Raw genomic sequence first — 17,894 nt, 5'->3', positions numbered from 1 at the left:
AGCGGGTTACTTCTCTTTGCGTGGCCAAAGAGAAGTAACCAAGAGAAAGGCCACCCCGATGGCGCGCCCCTGCGGGGGCGCGGTCAGGAGGCGGGGTGGATCGACAGGGCGTCCTGCCCTGACGATCCACTGGCCGGCATCCATGCCGGCCACCCTTCGGGCTATTCCACCTCCCGCCCGCTCGCGCCATAGGGGAGGGGAGGTCAAAAGCCAAGAGCCAAGAGCCAAGAGCCAAGAGCCAAGAGCCAAGAGCCAAGAGCCAAGAGCCAAGAGCCAAGAGCCAAGAGCGGCGCCATCCCTGTATCAGTGCACTCTGTAAGCGGGCCGGATCGAGCGACGACTTCTGCCAGCGTGCACTGGGTACGCCGCCACAAAGAGCTACGCGAGTTTTGCGATGCGATGTGCCGCGCAGCGGCACGAGCCTGCACCCGAACCCCTGTGAGGCGGTGAGGGGTGGACGATGAGGCCCGCAGGGGGATCGACAGGGATGTCGATCCCTTTTCGTCCGGGCAGGAGCCCGGTCGAAAAGCCCGGCCGCCCCTCACGGACTGGGTGGGCCGAAGGCCCGGCCAGCGCCGAGTGGGGTGCCGTTTCTCTTGGTTACTTCTCTTTGGGCAAGCAAAGAGAAGTGACCCGGCCTCCGGTAGGAGGGCGGAAGCCCGCCGCAGGCGAGCCGGCTGGCAGTCACGTCAAATCAAAAACGAAGAACCAAGCCACTGGATCCCAGCCTTCGCTGGGATGACGTCGAGGGAGCGCACACGGAGATGGGCAGCCTCCCCAGATGATCTGCGCGCTTCGCGCTCCGTCCAGCCTTCGCTCGGATGACGTCGAGCGGAGGCACGCGAAGACGGATAGCTTCCCCTCGGCATCGCACGCGCCTCGCGCTCTGTCCTGTTCGCACAGGAACGACCACGCAGGATCGGGGATGTCACGCCAAAGGGCCCCGCCGCAATGGCCGGCCAAAGGCGAAGAAGGGAGGCTCGCTCTGAACTAAGCGCGCCCCAAAGCCCCATCCACCCAAAAAAGCCCCTGCATACCACTTCGCCGATTGTCGCCAAAATCAGCCTCTTCCACCCCATGCGCCTCCGTATTGCCACGATCCAATTGGCGAAAAACCGCGCCGGAGCTACACTCGGACGGTTTCCCGTCTCCCACGCCGGAGGCGTCCACCTACAGCCGCGCCAACCCCCAGGCGCCGCGGAGAGAAGCTCCCCATGGATCAGCTCGACGACATCCTCCACCAGGACCTCGACCCCACCGAAACCCAGGAATGGGTCGAATCGCTTAATGCTGTCATTAATCACGACGGCACCGAGCGCGCGCATTACCTGTTGGAAAAGATGGTCGATTCGACCCGCCGTGCCGGCGGCTACCTGCCGTTCAACCCGACCACCGAATACGTCAACACCATCGCGCCCGCCAACGAAGCCAAGATGAGCGGCGACGCGGCGATGGAATGGCGCATCCGCACGCTGATCCGCTGGAACGCGATGGCCATGGTGGTTCGCGCGAACCGCAAGCCGGGCGAGCTGGGCGGCCACATCGCCAGCTTCGCGTCCTCGGCCACGCTGTATGACGTGGGCTTCAATCATTTCTGGCGCGCGCCGAGCGCCGATCATCCGGGCGACCTGGTGTTCCACCAGGGTCACTCCAGCCCGGGCATCTACGCGCGCTCCTTCCTGGAAGGCCGCATCGCCGAGGAACAGCTCGATCTGTTCCGCATGGAAGTGGCCGGTCACGGCCGCGGCCTGTCGTCCTACCCGCACCCGTGGCTGATGCCGGACTACTGGCAGGTGCCGACGGTGTCGATGGGCCTGGGCCCGATCCAGGCGATCTACCAGGCGCAATTCTGGAAGTACCTCGAGAACCGTGGCCTGATGCCGAAGACAGATCGCAAGATCTGGTGCTTCATGGGCGACGGCGAGACCGACGAACCCGAGTCGCTGGGCGCGATCTCGCTGGCCGGCCGCGAAGGCCTGGACAACCTGGTGTTCGTGATCAACGCCAACCTGCAGCGCCTGGACGGTCCGGTGCGCGGCAACGGCAAGATCATCCAGGAACTGGAAGGCGTGTTCCGCGGCGCCGGCTGGAACGCCATCAAGGTGGTCTGGGGCAGCTACTGGGATCCGCTCCTTGCCCGCGACACCAAGGGCGTGCTGCGCAAGCTGATGATGGAAACCGTCGACGGCGAGTACCAGGCATGCAAGGCCTTCGGCGGCGCGTACACGCGCGAGCATTTCTTCGGCAAGTATCCGGAGACGCGCGAGATGGTCGCCAACCTGTCCGACGACGACATCTGGCGCCTGAACCGCGGTGGCCATGACCCGCACAAGGTCTATGCGGCCTACCACCAGGCAGTGAACACCAAGGGCATGCCCACGGTGATCCTGGCCAAGACGGTGAAGGGCTACGGCATGGGCTCGGCCGGCGAATCGCAGAACCCGACGCACCAGCAGAAGAAGCTGGACGCGGATTCCGTGCGCCACTTCCGCGACCGCTTCAATATCCCGGTGACCGACGACAAGCTGGCCGACGTGCCGTACTACCACCCGGGCAAGGACTCGCCGGAAGTGGAGTACATGATGGAGCGTCGCCGCGCGCTGGGCGGTTTCTTGCCGCAGCGTCGCCGCCAGACCGACATCAAGCTGAAGGCGCCGGAGCTGTCGGCCTTCACGCAGATCACCAACGGCACCGGCGAGCGCGAAATCTCCACCACCATGGCGCTGGTGCGCGGCATGAACCTCTTGCTGCGCGACAAGCAGATCGGCGAGCGCATCGTGCCGATCGTGGCTGACGAAGCCCGCACCTTCGGCATGGAAGGCATGTTCCGCCAGATCGGCATCTACGCGCCGTTCGGCCAGAAGTACCGTCCGCAGGACGCCGACCAGCTGCTGTACTACCGCGAAGACCAGAAGGGCCAGGTGCTGCAGGAAGGCATCTCCGAGGCCGGCGGCATGGCCGCCTGGATGGCCGCGGCCAGCAGCTACAGCATCAGCAACCAGCCGATGCTGCCGTTCTTCATCTACTACTCGATGTTCGGCTTCCAGCGCATCGGCGACCTGGCCTGGGCCGCCGGCGACATGCGCGCGCGCGGCTTCCTGATCGGCGGCACCGCCGGCCGCACCACGCTGAACGGCGAAGGCCTGCAGCACGAGGACGGCCATTCGCACCTGATGTCCGGTTCGATTCCGAACGTGAAGTCGTACGACCCGACGTTCTCCTACGAGATCGCGGTGATCATGCAGGACGGCACCCGCCGCATGCTGCAGGAGCAGGAGGATGTGTACTACTACATCACCGTGATGAACGAGAACTACAGCCATCCGGACCTGCCGCAGGGCACCGAGGAAGGCATCATCAAGGGCATGTACCTGTTCAAGGACGCCGGCAAGCCGAAGAAGGGCGAGCCGCGCGTGCAGCTGCTGGGTTCGGGCACCATCCTGCGCGAAGTGATCGCCGCCGCCGAGCTGCTGGAGAAGGATTTCGGCGTCACCTCCGACATCTGGTCCTGCCCGAGCTTCACCGAGCTTCGCCGCGACGGCTTCGACGCCGAGCGCTGGAACCGCCTGCATCCGGAAGCCGAGCAGCGCGTGCCGTACGTCACCGGACTGCTGCAGGGCCGCCAGGGCCCGGCGGTGGCCGCGACCGACTATGTGCGCGAGTTCGCCGATCAGATCCGCGCCTTCATGCCGGACGGCATGCGCTACACCGTGCTGGGCACCGACGGCTTCGGTCGTTCGGACACGCGCGAGCACCTGCGTGGCTTCTTCGAAGTGGATCGCTACTGGATCGCCCTCTCCGCGCTGTCCGCGCTGGCGAAGGAAGGCAAGGTCAACGCCAAGGACGTGGCGCGTGCGATCAAGACCTACAAGCTGGATCCGGAAAAGCCGAATCCGCTGACGGTCTAAGACGGTCGAAGCAGGAAAGAAAACGCCGCGGTTTCCGCGGCGTTTTTTTGAGCGCGAGGAGCGACTGTAGGAGCGCACGCTGTGCGAAACGGACTTCTTGCCTCAGTCACTCATGCCGTCATCCCAGCGAACGCTGGGATCCAGTGCCTGTGCTCTTCGCGCCCAGCGAAGCAGATTTGATGGATCGCTGACAAGAACAAAAGACGCTGGATCCCAGCTTTCGCTGGGATGACGAGCCTAAAGAGACCAGCTTCGGTCAAGGCGTACATACCAAAAGAAAACCCGCCTTCCGGCGGGTTTTCGCATCTCCCGAGAACTCGCTTCAATCCTCGTCCCGGCCGTTCAGCAGGTGCCTTAGCAGGAAGAACGCGCCTACCGTGCCGGCGATGATCGCCGTGGTGGCCACCGGGTGGCGCGAGACGTGGCGGCGCAGCCGGCGGTACTGGTAGTTGGCCTCGTCGGCGAAATCCTCGGCGGCGTGGCCGAGCCGGCGCGCGTAGGCGCTGCGGCTGCGTCCGAACCGGCGGCGCATATCCCGCCCACGCTCGATCAGATCATCCGCGCGGTCGGCGGCTTCGCCTGCATAGTGGCGTACCCGGTCGCTCACCCGTTCGCGGACGCCGTTGACGCTGTTCTCGATGTCGTAAGGCCTGCCCATGGCGTCCTCCTGCAGTATGAAGCTGCACGGTGCCAGCGGCGGCGTGAGCGGTGCGTAAACCTTGATGCCCCGGGTTCATGTGGACGTGGCAGGTAACGCGCTGCGGCCACGTCCGCCAGAGAGCATGCGGGCGAGGGTCAGCCGGAAGGGTGGCGCCGCCTGGCTGGCCTGCAGCAGCGCAGTGCGGACCAGTCTGGCCGGCAGGCGATCGTCGGTGTACAGCTTCACGATGGCGAGCGTGGCCAGGTAAAGCGGTCGCGTGGCCAGTCGATGTTGGCGCTGGTAGCGCTGCAGCAGCGCCGGCGAAGCGATGTCCTGGCCGGCCGACAGGGCCTGGCGGACCTCCCTGGCGAGCGTCTCCACACTCTGCAGGCCCAGGTTGAAGCCGTGCGCCGTGACTGGGTGCATGCCCACCGCCGCATCGCCGATCAGCGCGAAGCGCGGTCCGACGAACCGGTGCGCGTAGACCGCCACCAGCGGGTAGACATGGCGCGTACTGGTCAGGCTCATCTGGCCGAAGCGGCCGTCGAAGCGACGGCGCATCTCGCGATTGAAGCTGTCCTCGTCCATCGCCATGACCGTTTTCATGGTTTGGCCCGGCAGGGTGAGCACCACCGAGGCCTGGCCGTCGCGCAGCGGCAGCAGGGCGAGCGTCTGACCGTGGTCGAACCATTCCAGCGCCTCGTCGCCGTGCGGCTGCTCCAACGCCATGCGGCACACCAGCATGCTCTTGCCGAAGTCGTGCATGTCCGCCGCGATGCCGGCGTCCCGGCGCAATTGCGAGAAGCGGCTGTCCGCGGCGATGACCAGGCGCGCGCTCACGCTCGCGCCGTTGGAAAGCTGCAGTCGCGGCAAGTCGTTCTCGAACGAGATGCCCTTGACCACGGTGTCGGCCGCGAGGGTGATGTGGGGTTCGTGCTCCACGCCGGCGAAGGCTGCGCGGCGGATGCGATCGTTCGGCACCAGGAAGCCCAGTTCGGTGTCGCCGCTACCGGTGGGGACCACGCTGAGCCCGCGCTGCGAGCGACCATTGAGCACGCGCGCGCTGCGCAGTGGCGACATATCGGCGGGCCCGAGCCGCTCCCACAAGCCCAACTCGCGCAGGATGCGCGTCGAGCGCTGGGTCAGCGCGATCTCGCGTCCGTCGAAGGCTGGCTCACGCAGCGACGCAAGCGGCTGCTGCTCGACGACCACGATGCTGAGCCCCGTATCGGCCAGGGCCTTGGCGAAGCACAGGCCGGCGGGGCCTGCGCCGACCACTACGATATCGACGTTCATGCGGGGAAAGCCGTCCATGCAGGGGAGGGAACCCCGGACATGCTAGCCAGCGCCAGCCGCGCAACCTTGATGGACGTCAAAAAGCCGTGCCCAGCAGTCGCGGGCTGCGGTCAATGCGTCGCCACGCCAAACTCCAGTGGCGGCAGCGGACGGCGCAGCCGGACCATCGGCCAGCCGAACAGGCTGCACATCTCCGTGGCAAGTGTTCCGGCGACGGCGCGCCGGTTACTGCGACGCAGCGCCGGCCGGTTCCGCGGGCGCGACCGGTTCGCCGTGCAGGCGCTGGCGTCGCCGCAGGGTGGGGAACATGGCCATCCATAGCGCCACCACCACCAGCGTGCCGATGCCGCCGATCAGCGTCGCGTTCACCGCGCCGACCCAGGCGGCCACCAGGCCGGACTCGAATTCGCCGAGCTGGTTCGACGTATTGATGAAGATCGCATTCACCGCGCTGACGCGCCCGCGCATGTCGTCGGGCGTATCCAACTGCACCAGCGCGCCACGGATCACCATGCTCACCATGTCGAACGCGCCGAGCGCGAACAGCGCGGCGAGCGACAGCCACAATGTCGTGGACACGGCGAACACCAGCGTCGCCACGCCGAAGGCCGCAACGGAAGCGAACATGATCGGCCCCACGCGCCGCTCCATGGTGTGTCGCGCCAGCCACACCGACATCAGCAGCGCGCCCACGGCGGGCGCCGCGCGCAACAGGCCCAGGCCCCAGGGACCGGTATGCAGGATGTCCTTGGCGAAGATTGGCAGCAGCGCGGTGGCGCCGCCCAGCAGCACGGCGAACAGGTCCAGCGAAATCACGCCCAGCACATCCGGACGCGCGCGGATGAAATGCACGCCGGCGAACAGCGTCTTCAGCGTGGCCGGTTCGCGCTTCGGTTGCGCCTGTTCATAGCGCAGGTGACCCATCAGCAGCGCGGCCACCAGGTACAACAGGGCGCACACCGTGTAGACCGTGCCCGGGCCGGCCACATAGAGAAAGCCGCCCACCGCGGGGCCCATGATCATCGCCGCCTGTCCCGCCGACGCGCCGGCCGCCATCGCGCGTGGCAGCACGGACGTGGGCACCAGTGCCGGCAGCATGGATTGCATGGCGGGGAATTCGAAAGCTTTGGCCACGCCGATCACAAACACCAGCGCGAGGATGGTCGCTTCGTGGGCGAGATGGGCGAAGCTGATCGCGGCGAGCACGGCGATCGCCAGCATGTCCACGATCTGTCCGAGCAACACGATGCGGCGCCGTTCGAACTGGTCCGCCACGTGGCCGGCCGGCAGCGCCAACAACACGGAAGGAATGAATTGCACCAGGCCGATCAGGCCCAGGTCCAAAGCGCGCCCGGTGATCGCATAGACCTGCCAGCCCACCGCCACCGACAGCATCTGGAATCCGAAGCCCGAGCAGATGCGCGCGAACCAGAACTGCACGAAGGCCGGATGGGAGCGCAGCCGATCCGCCGGAGCGCGGACGTTGGGAGAGGGCATGGGGGATCCTTGGTGGGCCGTCGCATTATCGGCAGCTGAAGCGCGGCGGCAAAGCGCGGCTTTTTACGTCCATCTACCTTGCACTTGACCGGATCTTCCCGCGGGGCGGCCTAGCGTCGACCCCGGACAACCATCAGGCGAGGTCAATCATGGGGCGGCGGGCTGAACAGGTTTACACCGAACGCGCGCAGATCCGGCAACTCGAGGCGCTGGTGGAGGAATTGCCGGCCAACGGGCACGTGGTGGTGCAATTGAACGACGGCAGCAGCTACGACGGCATCGTGTGCGAGCGACCCATCGTGCAGGTGTTCCGCGACGGCGACGAGAACGAGGGCGTCAACGGCGTGGTGCGGTTGGAGCGACCTGATGCGCCAGACTGGAACTGTTATCTCTGGCTGGGCGACATCCATCGCGTGGAGCACCTGGATTCCGCCATGGGCAGCGAGTACTGAACCGACCCGCTGCCCACGGGTATCACGCCTCCTGAGCCTGGCCGGTCAGTGCGGGCGAGGTCGCCGCGATCCGTGCGCGAGGCACGGCATCGATGCCGAACAGCGGTCGCAGCCAACGCACGCGGCGTATCACGCATTCATGCAGCAGCGCGCAGCCGGCCACGGTGCCCGCCAGCACCAGCGCAGGCTCCAGCACGGGGCCGAGCTTCCGCGGGATCAGCCAGAAAGCGACCGCCAGCATCACGCTCTGGTGCAGCACATACCAGGGAAAGACCGCCTCGCGAGCGTACGGCAACCAGCGGAACGGTCGATTGAGGTAAACGTGGGCAAAGCCGAGGATGGCGGCGATGGCGGTCCAGCCATACGTGTAGCGCAAGGCCTCGATCAGCCAGCCCGCGGCGACCACGGTGGCATGCGTGAGTGGACGATGGAGCAGCGCGCTGGCGAACTTGTCGAGGAACAGGTACAGCGCGAAGCAGGCCAGCGCCATGCCCAGCGAAGCACGGCGCAGGCGGGCCAGTTCGGCCCACAGACCATGGCTGACGCCCAACAGGTAGCCGTAGAGGAACATCGTGAAGTACAGCGCATGTGCGTACCAGTCACCTACCAGGGCGTGCGTTTCGGGGTGGTGGTGGCGCAGTGTGCCGGCAAGCAGCAGCGGCAACGCGGGGGCCAGCACGAGCGCCGCGCCGTGCAGGCGCTGGAGGCCGGCCCGCAGCCGTTGGCCGACGCCCGACTCCAGCGCCGGCACCGCCATCAGCAGCACCATCGTGTACAGCCACACATAGGGCAGGTACCACAGGTGGCTCCAGGTCAGCCCATAGTCGCGGTAGCCGTGTGTCCAGTAGTGGGGCAGGAAAGCCAGGAAACCCGACGCCACAGCGTGCTCGGTCACGGCCTGCGTATAAGGCTGTATCGGAATGACCACCAGCATGCCGAATGCCAGCGGCAGCAGCAGGCGTACCGTGCGCTTCCAGGCCAGGGCCGGCAGCTTCAACCGTCCGCGCAGGAAATGCACCGCCAGGCCGGAGATCAGGAACAGCAACTCCATGCGCCAGCGATTGAGAAACAGCATGGGATACTGCAGCCATTCGGCGAGATAGCCGCTTTTGAGGTTGTACCCCCAGTCGTCCACCGGGGCCACATAGAGCATGCCGGCGTGGTAGAGGATCAGCAGGCCGAAGGCGAGCACGCGCAGGGCGTCGATATCGTGGCGTCGGTTCATGGCGGCGTTCCGGTGGTGATGACCGCACTCTGGCGCGCTGCGCCGCCTCTGGCCTGGGCTCAGTGACGAACGGCGCCCAGCGGGTGACGGGCGGAGGGACTCCGGGGACGAATCGCGCTAGCCTTGCAGGCCCTCCCAACCTCGGCCCGACATGAAGCACCACGCCCTCACGCCCGAAGGCTTCCAGCGTTGGCGCCGGTCGTTTGAAATCGGCTTCTGGATTGTCCTGTACGTTTGCAACGCATCGTTCAACAGCCTTGACGCGCGGGTGGATCATCCCCTGACTTCGGCCTGGGAGCCGTGGTGCTGGGAGTGGAGCAGCGCGCTGATGATGCTGGCGCTGATCCCGGCGTTGGTCTGGCTGGGAGGCCGCTGGCCGATCCGCCTGGACAACTGGCGCCGCACGCTGCCCCTCCACCTGGCCGCCACCGTGCCCTTCAGCCTGGTGCACGTGGGCGGGATGATCGCGCTGCGCCAGTTCGCCTACGCCATCGCCGGCAGCCAATACGACTTCGGCGCCTGGTGGGTGCATTTCGGCTACGAATACCTGAAAGACGTGCGCAGCTACTTCGGCATCCTCGCCATCATCGCCCTCTACCGCCTGTGGCTGCTGCGCTGGCAAGGCGAAGCCCGCCTGCTTGCCGAACCCGACGAAGGCCTGCCGGTCGAGCCGGTGGATCGGCCCGAGCGCTTCCTCGTGCGCAAGCTGGGCAAGGAATTCCTCATCGCCGCGCGCGAGATCGAGTGGCTGCAGGCCTCGGGCAACTATGTCAATCTGCACGTGCGCGGCCGCGACTATCCGCTGCGCGCGACCATGGCCGGCATCGAGGAGCGGCTGGACCCGGCGCGCTTCGTGCGGGTGCACCGCAGTTATCTGGTGAATCTCGACTATCTGGCCGAGATCGAGCCGTTGGATACCGGCGACGCGCGACTGACCATGCGCGATGGCGCCAGCGCCCCGTGCAGCCGCCGCTACCGGACCCAGTTGCGCGAACGCTTCGGCGATGCGCCGGTCGGGGCCTGATGCGCTCCTGCGGGGCCGCGCAGCAGTTGCGTTCACATGCGCTGCCGTTCCACTCTTAACTCCTTCCCGTCACTGGATCCGCCGCCCATGAATCTGTCGCGCCCACGCCTCGCCACCACCCTCGGCGCCTTGCTGGTGCTTGCCGGCTGCTCGCAGTCGGGCGACCAGACGCAGGCGCCGCAGCAGGCCCAGGCGCCTGCGGATGATTCGGCGCAGAAGCTCGACACCTACCGCCAGCTCGTGCGCATCGGCAATGACGAGATGGCGGTGACCATGGGCAAGGAGATCGTCAGCCGCTATCCGAACAGCGATGCTGCGAAGGAAGTGCAGCAGAGCCTTCCGGGCATCGAGCAGCGCTACAAGGAAAACAGCGAGAAGAACCGCCTGGCGAACCTGTGGCTGTACCAGGTGTCGCCGATGCAGGGCGGCACGCAATCCACCGCCGCCATCACCAACAGCCAGTCGTCTTCCGATAACCGGGTGAACCTGATCCTGCGCCGCCACACCGACTGGGGACAGAACGTCTTCCTCTACAACACCGGTGGCGCCCATGGTTTCGTGTGCAAGGGCGTGTGTTCGATCAAGGCCACCTTCGATGGCAAGCCGGGCAGCATCAGCGCTTTCGCACCGAGCACCGGCGAGCCGGCCCTGCTGTTCAAGGACGACAAGGGTTTCATCGCCCAGTTGGAAAAGGCCAAGAAGATCACCATGGACGTGACCATGCAGGACGGCGAGAAGAAGGTCACGCTGGTGTACGAGGTCGGCGGCTTCGACGCTTCCAAGTGGCAACCGGTGTCCAAGCAGGCCAAGAAGAAATAAGCACGCGCCAGCGTCCACGGGCAGGCTTTTCGCGCGTTTGGACGGTAGGCTCCAAGGAGATCAGCACAATGGCAGTCAGACACTTCCTCGCCATGGTCGCGGTGGCCGCCGCGCTCGCCGGGTGCACCCGGGTCGGCAAGGATTACACCGCGCGCCTCGAAGCGCGCCAGCAAGCGTATGTGGCCGCCGCTGGCGCCCCGGTCGACCGTATCCATTACTTCAGCCTGTGGTCGTGGGAGCCGCTCGCCGACGACCAGTTGGCCATCTATACGCGCTCCAACGAGGCGTGGCTGGTGGACCTGGACGGCAAGTGCCGCAACCTGCGCTTCACCAACCACATCGCGCTGACTTCCAGCGCCAGCGAAGTGCTGGTGAACTTCGACCGCGTCTTGACAGGTCCACCCGACCCGCCGTGCTTCATCAAGCAGATCCGTCCGGTGGATCTGGCCAAGCTGAATTCGCCGCAGGTGGGCAAGCCGCGCGACCTGGAGAGCGTGCCGCGTCCGGCCAAGTAACTGGCCCGCCGCGCACGAATGCAAACGCCCCGGTGTGAACCGGGGCGTTTTTGTTTGCGACGATGGCGCGGGCTCAGTGCAGGAACAGTTTCTCGGCGATCTTGGCCAAGGGCTTCTGCAGTGCGTCCTGCAGGCGGGACGGAAGGTCCAGCGGCTTGAGCAGCATCTTCACCGTCATCTCGGCCGGGATGTTCCGGCGCAGCAGCGCCTGGGCGCGCCCGGTGATGCGGCGAAACTCCGCCACGTTGTCCTTGTGCTGCGGATAGCACTGGTTGAATACGTGGCGCAGCGCGACGTCACCGTCCTCGCTCTTGACCTCGTTGACGCGACGCAGGATCACGCGGAATACCTTGTAGCGGCCAAAGCCTTCGCGCTCGCGATACAGCCGGTAGTGCTGGTAGAAGTGCTTGAAGTGACGCACCTCGTCGCTCTTGATGTGGCCAGTGAGCTGCTTGAGCACCGGCTCATCGGTGATGTCGTTGAGCGCGCGATATAGGCAGGCGGTGCCGGTCTCCACCACGCAACGCGCGGCCAGCTCCAGTCCACGGCTGGTTTCGAGCTGCTCGTTGGTGCACATGGCGCCGTACTCGTTCCAGAACGAGGCGAAGCCCCGATCCCAGTTGAACTCCGGCCACACGGTCTTCACGTAGGCGGCGAGGGCGCGGCCATGTTGCAGTTCCTCGTGCTCCCAATGCTGGCTCAGCCAGGTCTGCAGTTCCTCGTCGCCGGCGAAGTGGTCGACCAGGTTGTGCGTGTAGAGGTCCGAGCCGCTTTCCACGAACGAGGCGCTGCACAGCAGGAAGAACAGGTCCTCGTTCTGGCGCACGCGCTGGATTTCGATCCGGCTGAAATCCAGGCTCTCCAAAGTCCAGGGCAACGATTCGGCGTAGTTCACGCAAGCATTCCTGTGCGGGCCTCGGCTGCTTTCCCGTGGGGCGCGGCGGCAGCCTGACATGACGACAATGTGACAACAGGATACGACGTGATCGGGCCTACGGATTAACGAGGGCCGACCTGGGGTCTCTCAGGACGTTCAACGCACCACGGTGACCGGCACGTGGGCACGCTGCAGCACCTCCCCGGAAACCGAGCCGAGCAGCCACCGCGCCAGCGCGCCGCGTTCGGTATGGCCGATCACGATGTGGTCGATGCCATGGCGATTGACCTGGTCCAGCAACACGTCGCCGGGACTGCCGCGCACCACTTCGGCATCGATCAGCTGATTGGCGTCGGGCACCAGTTCGCGCACCTCCTCCAGCAGGCGGGTGCAGCGCTTGGGGCCGGGGTCGGTCATCATCAACGGGCAGGGATCGGCGCTGCCCTCGGTGATCTGCAGCACCGACACGACCCGCACACGTCCGCCGCAGGCGCGCGCCATGTCGACCGCGAAGCGCACCGCGCGCTGCGAGGTGGCCGAGCCGTCGTAACCGACCAGTGAATATTTCAACATGCCTTCCCCCGTTCCACCTGCCGCCGCCATGGCTCAGTCGGTGACCTGATGGCAGCGTCGCTCGACATGGGTGCTCTTCGCCTGCTGGTTCTCCTGGACCTTCTTGCCAGCGTACGCGCCGCCCGCCGCGCCGGCTACCGTGGCGATGGTTTTACCCTTGCCGCCGCCAATCTGGTTGCCGAGCAGGCCGCCGGCAACGCCGCCGATCGCCATGCCGGCAATCTGGTGGGTGTCCTTGGGGGTGTCCTGCACGGTCACATCCTCGCAGACGGTGCGGGTCTTGGGCGTAGTGTCTGAGCCGGACGACTGGGCCAGCAGGGGGGCGCTGCCGGCCGCGGTCAGCACCGCGATACAGAAGAGACAGGCCTCGCGTTTCATGATCGTGCCCTCGCCGGTCTGATGGATCCAGTGTGCGCGTGGGCTTGTTACTGAAGCATCAAGCGGCGCCTTGCACATCACGTTCACGTCGCTTGCCGACGATGAATGGCGCCGGACATCCATGCGGAAGCATTCAGGAAGACTGGGGACGCTGTTGGCCAGGATGGCTGTCGGCCATGGCAGCTGGCGTCCGATGATCCCAATCACCGTGAGGAGAGCAAGATGATCAAGCGAACGTTTGCGATGGCTGCCCTGGTCGTGGCTTGCGCCGGCGCCATGGGCTTGTACCCCGCGGCCAAGGCCAATGCCGCCGAGGCCGAAGTGAAGTGCACCCTGCATTTCAGCCTGTCGGGCTGGTCGTTGATCTACAAGCGCGCCACCGGCGAAGGCACCGTGACGTGCACGAACGGGCAGCGTGCCGACGTCAAGATCACCCTCAACGGTGGTGGTCTGACGGCAGGCAAGTACCGCATCGACAACGGCGTGGGTGACATTACCCACGTGCGGACCATCGACGATGTGTTCGGCACCTTCGCGCAGGCCGGCGCCGAGGCCGGTGTGGTCAAGAGCGGCGAGGCGCAGGTCCTGACCAAGGGCACCACGTCGTTGGCGCTGCACGGCAGCGGCCAGGGCATCAACCTGGGCGTCTCGGTGGGCGCGTTCGAGATCAGCCGCAGGTGACATGACCCACCGGATGGGGGCGAAGGACGCCGCATGGCGTCCTTCGTTTTGAAGCGCGTACACTTGTCCGGTTTTCCGGCCCGGAGCGCCGACATGCGCCGTCTTCCGTTGTTGCTGCTGGCCCTGCTGCTGGGTCTGGTTGCACCCGTTTATGCCGAGGAGACAGCTGGTCTGCCTCACGTGGGCCAGGTCGCCCCCGACTTCCGCCTGCAGGACCAGAACGGCAAGTGGCATGCCCCCGCCGATTTCCATGGCCAGTGGGTGGTGCTGTATTTCTACCCCAAGGATTTCACGCCCGGCTGCACCACCGAGGTGTGCACCTTCCGCGATGACGTCGCCAAGCTGCGCCAGGCCGGCGCGCAGGTGCTTGGTGTAAGCCTGGACGACGTCAAGTCGCATGCAGACTTTGCCGCCAAATACCACGTCCCGTTCCCGCTGCTCTCCGATGCCGACCGCAAGACGGCGCAGGCCTATGGCGTGCTCGCTTCCATGGTCGGTTTCAAGTACGCGCGCCGCACCACCTTCCTGATCGACCCGCAGGGCAGGATCGCCAAGGTCTACCAGGACGTCGACCCGGAAAAGAACTCCGCCCAGGTGCTGGGTGACCTCAAGACCCTGAAGGCCGCATCGTGATGTCGTCGAAGACTGCCCCGAATGGCGCCCCCACCGAAGGTTTTGCGGTGTGGCGAATCGTCGTGTGGCTGCTGCTGGCGCTTGCAGCGTTCGGTTGCGTGCAGTACGCGGTGCATGGCCATCAGTTGTGGAATGCCCTGCAGGGCACGGCGGCCCAGAATGACGAGGCAAGGTCCCAGTTGCACAGGATGCTGGCCTGGAACGTGGGTTATTTCGTGGCCGCGCTCGCCATCGTGGTGATCAGCGCGGGCGTCATTCTGCGCCAGGGCTGGTCGCGGCCAGCCATGCAGGTGGTTGCGGTGGTGCTGGCGCTCGGCTGGGGCCTGGCCGGCGGGTTGTCCGCGCTGTCGAAGTGGCAGGAGTTCAGCGACGCGATCACCCCCACCATCGCCCAGTCGCCGGTCGGCGCCATCGCCCAGGCCATGTACGACCAGGCGCGCCACACCTTCATGATCAACCTGGGTCTGCGCGCGGTGGCGATTCCGGTGCTGCTGTGGTTGGCCTGGTGGTTGGGACGTCCGGCGGTGCGGGCGCAATTCCGCACGCGTCCTGTGAAGAGCTGAGTTCAGCGGCGGTTGCGGCGCCAGCGGGTATCGCTGCGGCATTGCCGTCACCGGATCCGCCATGCACCTTCGTCGTCCCGCCCTGGCGCTCGCCATCCTGCTGCTGCCCCTCGCCGCGTCCGCGCAGGATCTCGCCACCACCTGCCACGCGACCAGCAGCTACGACCTGACCGTCGCTCCCGACCACTTGCTGTTCGACCGCCCGCAACCGAGCCCCCGCCAGGTGGAATTGCGCGACGGCAGCCTGCGTTCGGATGGCGCACCGGTGCGCCTCGGCTCCGAGGACCAGGACCGCCTGGCGCTGTTCGAGCGGGAGCTGCGTGCGCTCATGCCACGCGTGAAAGCCGTCGCGACCCAAGGCGTGGACCTGCTGGCCTCGGCCATGCACGACGAAGGCGCCCGGCTGTCGCTGGCGCCGGATACGCGCGCCGAGCTGGATCGCCGGCTGGCGAGCCGGGCGGCCGAGCTCAAGCAGCGCATCGCCAGCACCACCAGCACCCATGACTGGCAGGGCAACCTGGCCGACGCCTACGCAAACCAGCTGGCCGCGGACCTGATGCCGCTGCTGGCCAACGACCTGGGGCAGCAGGCCCTGCAGGCCGCCATGACCGGTGACCTTCAGACGGCGGCCAGACTGCGCGACACCGCCACCGACCTGACCACCGAGCTGCGACCCCGGCTGGAGCAGCGCATGCGGGCGCTGCAACCCCAGGTGCAGGCGCTGTGCCCGGCGGTTCGGCGCCTGGCCGAGCTGCAGGAGGGTATCCGCGGGGGCGGTGGACAAGCCCTGAACCTGCTTGAGGTGGGGCAGTAGAACGTTCGCTGAGTAAAGCGACCACGATGAGGTCGGATTAACCTCCCGCTAAGTCGCGAAGGCAGAGGATGGACACCGAACCCCCGATAGGCGTCAGGAGGCGACCTCGTGTCGCACGTTCGAGTACCGCGTTACAACGCCCTGATCCGGCGTGGCATTGATGATCGCGATCTGTATCGCCGCGCCCTGGGCCAGGTGCGCGAACCGGGCCTGCAGGCCTTGCTGCAGGAGAACCTGCACACTCTCGATGCGCTGATTGCCGACCTGCAAAAGCAGATGCATTCCAGCGGCCATGTGCCGGCGCGCCACGGCACGCTGGCGGGCGCCTTGCGCAGCGCGCTGGCCGAGCTCACCACGGGCGCCTCGGCGAATCGCGACGCGGCCTGGATCCACTGTCTCGCCCGCAACGAATGCGCGCTGCTGCGCCGCTTCGAGGAACAGATGGCCCACGCCTCCGACGAATCCGCACGCGTGCTTTCTGTCCAGCTGTCGCGGCTGCACGGCATCCACAGCGACATCCACTGCCTCGCCGGCACCACGCACGGCTGAGGTCGTTCTTCACGGTTCGCATACATCGCGCATCCGGAGCATGAGCGCACATGCGGACTCCATCGCCAGCCAGGGAAACAGGCATGCCGATCCTGCCCAGGGACGTACTGGACTTCTGGTTCGACCCGGCGGTCGAGTCGCGCTGGTTCGAGCGTGACGATGCCTTCGACGCGGTCATTCGAGAGCGCTTCGCCGGGACGCTGGACGCGGCATCACGAGGTGAACTCGACCATTGGGACGACACTCCGGAAGGTTGGTTGGCGCTGCTGATCGTGCTGGACCAGTTCAGTCGCAACATCCATCGCAACGACGCCCGAGCGTGGTCAGCCGATGCCCGGGCGCAGGCCATCGCCGAAGCGGGCATTGCGCGGGGAGACGACCGGTGGTTGTCGCCTTCTCAGCGGCTGTTCGCCTATATGCCGCTCGAGCACGCGGAGGATTTGTCATTGCAGCAGCACTGCGTGAAGCTGTTCGAGCATTGGCTGGCGGAGCTGCCGGCGTCGGAGCGTGGGCAATTCGAAGGCTTCCTTGATTACGCCCGCCGCCACCACGATGTGATAAAGCGGTTCGGGCGGTTTCCCCACCGCAACGCCGCGCTTGGCCGGTCGAGCACCCCCGCCGAGCAGGCCTACCTGGATAGCCCGGGCGCAGGATTCTGAGCTGCATCGTCGACACGCTGCCTTTCCGTCTCTTAGGAGTTCGCCATGCGTCGTCTTCTCGCCGTCCTGCTGATGTCGTTGAGCGTAGCCGCGCACGCGGGCAACACGTTCCGCGTGGGCAACTCGGTGCTGACCGTCGGCGACAGCGCCGCGCGCGTGATGCAGCTGATGGGCCAGCCGGATTACAAAGAGCCGGTGGAGAGCGATTTCGGTGGCTTTCGCGGCGAGCGCTGGCAATACATGCGGGACAACGGCCACGTCGTCACCATCACCATCCTCAGCGGCAGGATCTACGACATCCAGGACCGCACGCGCTGAGCCGACGCCTTACGGCGTCGCGTGGCGTCGGACGCATGCCGCGCTCCGTCACGCGCCGCTAACCTGCCTCGCCTGCGCGACGGGCGCAGACATGGGGCAGGGAGCCGATCATGCGTGGTTTTCTGGGGATAGCGTTGCTGGTGGTCGCCATCGGGGCGCACGCCAGCGGCGGAACGCTGCGGGTGGGTAGCCAGGTGCTGGTGGTGGGCGACAGCGCTTCGCGGGTGATCGAGCTGCTGGGCAAGCCGAACTACAAGGGCCATGGCGCAGGCGGCGCGCGCAAGTCCGGCAAGAAGCATCGAACGAACGCGGCTGAATCGTCCGGCGAGCAATGGCAATACCGGCAGGGCAGTCGCACCGTCACCGTGGTCGTGATGGACGGAAGAGTGGCGGCCATTCGCGACGGCGGACGATGAAGCTTCACGTGGCGATGGCGGCGCCGTCCGTGCGATAACGGCGGCGAGCCAGGGAGC

The 17,894-nt window shown here is 66.2% G+C and carries 20 protein-coding genes; 13 read left to right on the top strand and 7 right to left on the bottom strand.

All coding sequences use genetic code 11. From position 1 onward, the window contains the following. The first annotated feature begins 1,214 nt into the window (after window positions 1–1,214). Complete coding sequence (gene aceE / locus DVT68_RS08595) at window positions 1,215–3,908, top strand: pyruvate dehydrogenase (acetyl-transferring), homodimeric type (RefSeq protein WP_114824668.1); 2,694 nt, start codon at window positions 1,215–1,217, stop codon at window positions 3,906–3,908. A 322-nt stretch (window positions 3,909–4,230) separates the two neighbouring features. On the opposite strand, the gene DVT68_RS08590 is transcribed toward aceE, so the two are convergent. The 3 genes from DVT68_RS08590 to DVT68_RS08580 form a co-directional block, all read right to left on the bottom strand. Next, the gene (locus tag DVT68_RS08590; protein ID WP_114824667.1) at window positions 4,231–4,566 is read right to left on the bottom strand and encodes a hypothetical protein; all 336 of its coding nucleotides are present in this window, start codon (window positions 4,564–4,566) and stop codon (window positions 4,231–4,233) included. A gap of 75 nt (window positions 4,567–4,641) precedes the next feature. Next, a complete protein-coding gene (gene ubiM / locus DVT68_RS08585; RefSeq protein WP_114825307.1) occupies window positions 4,642–5,844 on the bottom strand; it encodes a 5-demethoxyubiquinol-8 5-hydroxylase UbiM in 1,203 nt (400 codons plus the stop codon). Window positions 5,845–6,069: 225 nt separating this feature from the next. After that, a complete protein-coding gene (locus DVT68_RS08580; protein WP_114824666.1) occupies window positions 6,070–7,341 on the bottom strand; it encodes an MFS transporter in 1,272 nt (423 codons plus the stop codon). A 149-nt stretch (window positions 7,342–7,490) separates the two neighbouring features. Here DVT68_RS08580 and DVT68_RS08575 point away from each other — a divergent pair, with 149 nt between their 5' ends. After that, complete coding sequence (locus tag DVT68_RS08575) at window positions 7,491–7,793, top strand: DUF3247 family protein (protein ID WP_114824665.1); 303 nt, start codon at window positions 7,491–7,493, stop codon at window positions 7,791–7,793. 22 nt (window positions 7,794–7,815) lie between these two features. Here DVT68_RS08575 and DVT68_RS08570 read toward each other — a convergent pair whose 3' ends face one another. Next, a complete protein-coding gene (locus DVT68_RS08570; protein WP_114824664.1) occupies window positions 7,816–9,018 on the bottom strand; it encodes an acyltransferase family protein in 1,203 nt (400 codons plus the stop codon). Between the two features lie 151 nt (window positions 9,019–9,169). Between DVT68_RS08570 and DVT68_RS08565 the strand changes: the two genes are divergently transcribed. The 3 genes from DVT68_RS08565 to DVT68_RS08555 all read left to right on the top strand — a co-directional run bounded on the left by DVT68_RS08565 (window position 9,170) and on the right by DVT68_RS08555 (window position 11,376). Continuing rightward, a complete protein-coding gene (locus DVT68_RS08565; RefSeq protein ID WP_114824663.1) occupies window positions 9,170–10,042 on the top strand; it encodes a LytTR family DNA-binding domain-containing protein in 873 nt (290 codons plus the stop codon). 87 nt (window positions 10,043–10,129) lie between these two features. Then, window positions 10,130–10,861 carry an outer membrane protein assembly factor BamD gene (locus DVT68_RS08560; protein ID WP_114824662.1) on the top strand — a complete coding sequence of 244 codons (732 nt, stop codon included), beginning with the start codon at window positions 10,130–10,132 and terminating at the stop codon, window positions 10,859–10,861. A 68-nt stretch (window positions 10,862–10,929) separates the two neighbouring features. Continuing rightward, a complete protein-coding gene (locus DVT68_RS08555; RefSeq protein ID WP_114824661.1) occupies window positions 10,930–11,376 on the top strand; it encodes a DUF6491 family protein in 447 nt (148 codons plus the stop codon). A 73-nt stretch (window positions 11,377–11,449) separates the two neighbouring features. Here DVT68_RS08555 and DVT68_RS08550 read toward each other — a convergent pair whose 3' ends face one another. The 3 genes from DVT68_RS08550 to DVT68_RS08540 all read right to left on the bottom strand — a co-directional run bounded on the left by DVT68_RS08550 (window position 11,450) and on the right by DVT68_RS08540 (window position 13,204). Next, a complete protein-coding gene (locus DVT68_RS08550; RefSeq protein WP_114824660.1) occupies window positions 11,450–12,271 on the bottom strand; it encodes a ferritin-like domain-containing protein in 822 nt (273 codons plus the stop codon). A gap of 138 nt (window positions 12,272–12,409) precedes the next feature. Then, complete coding sequence (locus DVT68_RS08545) at window positions 12,410–12,826, bottom strand: universal stress protein (protein ID WP_114824659.1); 417 nt, start codon at window positions 12,824–12,826, stop codon at window positions 12,410–12,412. A gap of 33 nt (window positions 12,827–12,859) precedes the next feature. After that, window positions 12,860–13,204 (bottom strand): glycine zipper 2TM domain-containing protein, encoded by a 345-nt coding sequence (locus DVT68_RS08540; protein WP_114825306.1) that lies wholly within the window; start codon window positions 13,202–13,204, stop codon window positions 12,860–12,862. Window positions 13,205–13,426: 222 nt separating this feature from the next. Here DVT68_RS08540 and DVT68_RS08535 point away from each other — a divergent pair, with 222 nt between their 5' ends. The 8 genes from DVT68_RS08535 to DVT68_RS08500 all read left to right on the top strand — a co-directional run bounded on the left by DVT68_RS08535 (window position 13,427) and on the right by DVT68_RS08500 (window position 17,837). Continuing rightward, complete coding sequence (locus DVT68_RS08535) at window positions 13,427–13,885, top strand: hypothetical protein (RefSeq protein WP_114824658.1); 459 nt, start codon at window positions 13,427–13,429, stop codon at window positions 13,883–13,885. Window positions 13,886–13,978: 93 nt separating this feature from the next. Then, the gene (locus DVT68_RS08530; protein ID WP_114824657.1) at window positions 13,979–14,518 is read left to right on the top strand and encodes a peroxiredoxin; all 540 of its coding nucleotides are present in this window, start codon (window positions 13,979–13,981) and stop codon (window positions 14,516–14,518) included. Continuing rightward, entirely contained in the window at window positions 14,518–15,081 is a 564-nt protein-coding gene (locus DVT68_RS08525; RefSeq protein ID WP_114824656.1) for a hypothetical protein, read from the top strand. The genes DVT68_RS08530 and DVT68_RS08525 overlap by 1 nt, the downstream gene beginning before the upstream one ends. A gap of 61 nt (window positions 15,082–15,142) precedes the next feature. Beyond that, a complete protein-coding gene (locus DVT68_RS08520; RefSeq protein ID WP_114824655.1) occupies window positions 15,143–15,895 on the top strand; it encodes a DUF2884 family protein in 753 nt (250 codons plus the stop codon). 108 nt (window positions 15,896–16,003) lie between these two features. Further along, window positions 16,004–16,444 carry a PA2169 family four-helix-bundle protein gene (locus DVT68_RS08515; protein WP_114824654.1) on the top strand — a complete coding sequence of 147 codons (441 nt, stop codon included), beginning with the start codon at window positions 16,004–16,006 and terminating at the stop codon, window positions 16,442–16,444. Between the two features lie 83 nt (window positions 16,445–16,527). Next, complete coding sequence (locus DVT68_RS08510) at window positions 16,528–17,103, top strand: DUF924 family protein (RefSeq protein WP_114824653.1); 576 nt, start codon at window positions 16,528–16,530, stop codon at window positions 17,101–17,103. A 45-nt stretch (window positions 17,104–17,148) separates the two neighbouring features. Then, on the top strand, window positions 17,149–17,421 hold the full coding sequence (locus DVT68_RS08505) for a DUF2845 domain-containing protein (protein ID WP_114824652.1): 273 nt from the start codon (window positions 17,149–17,151) through the stop codon (window positions 17,419–17,421). Between the two features lie 110 nt (window positions 17,422–17,531). Then, on the top strand, window positions 17,532–17,837 hold the full coding sequence (locus DVT68_RS08500; protein ID WP_114824651.1) for a DUF2845 domain-containing protein: 306 nt from the start codon (window positions 17,532–17,534) through the stop codon (window positions 17,835–17,837). The last annotated feature ends 57 nt before the right edge of the window (window positions 17,838–17,894 follow it).

This window comes from Dyella solisilvae (genome assembly GCF_003351225.1).
GTDB lineage: Bacteria > Pseudomonadota > Gammaproteobacteria > Xanthomonadales > Rhodanobacteraceae > Dyella > Dyella solisilvae.
This window is presented reverse-complemented; position numbering and strand designations above follow the sequence as displayed.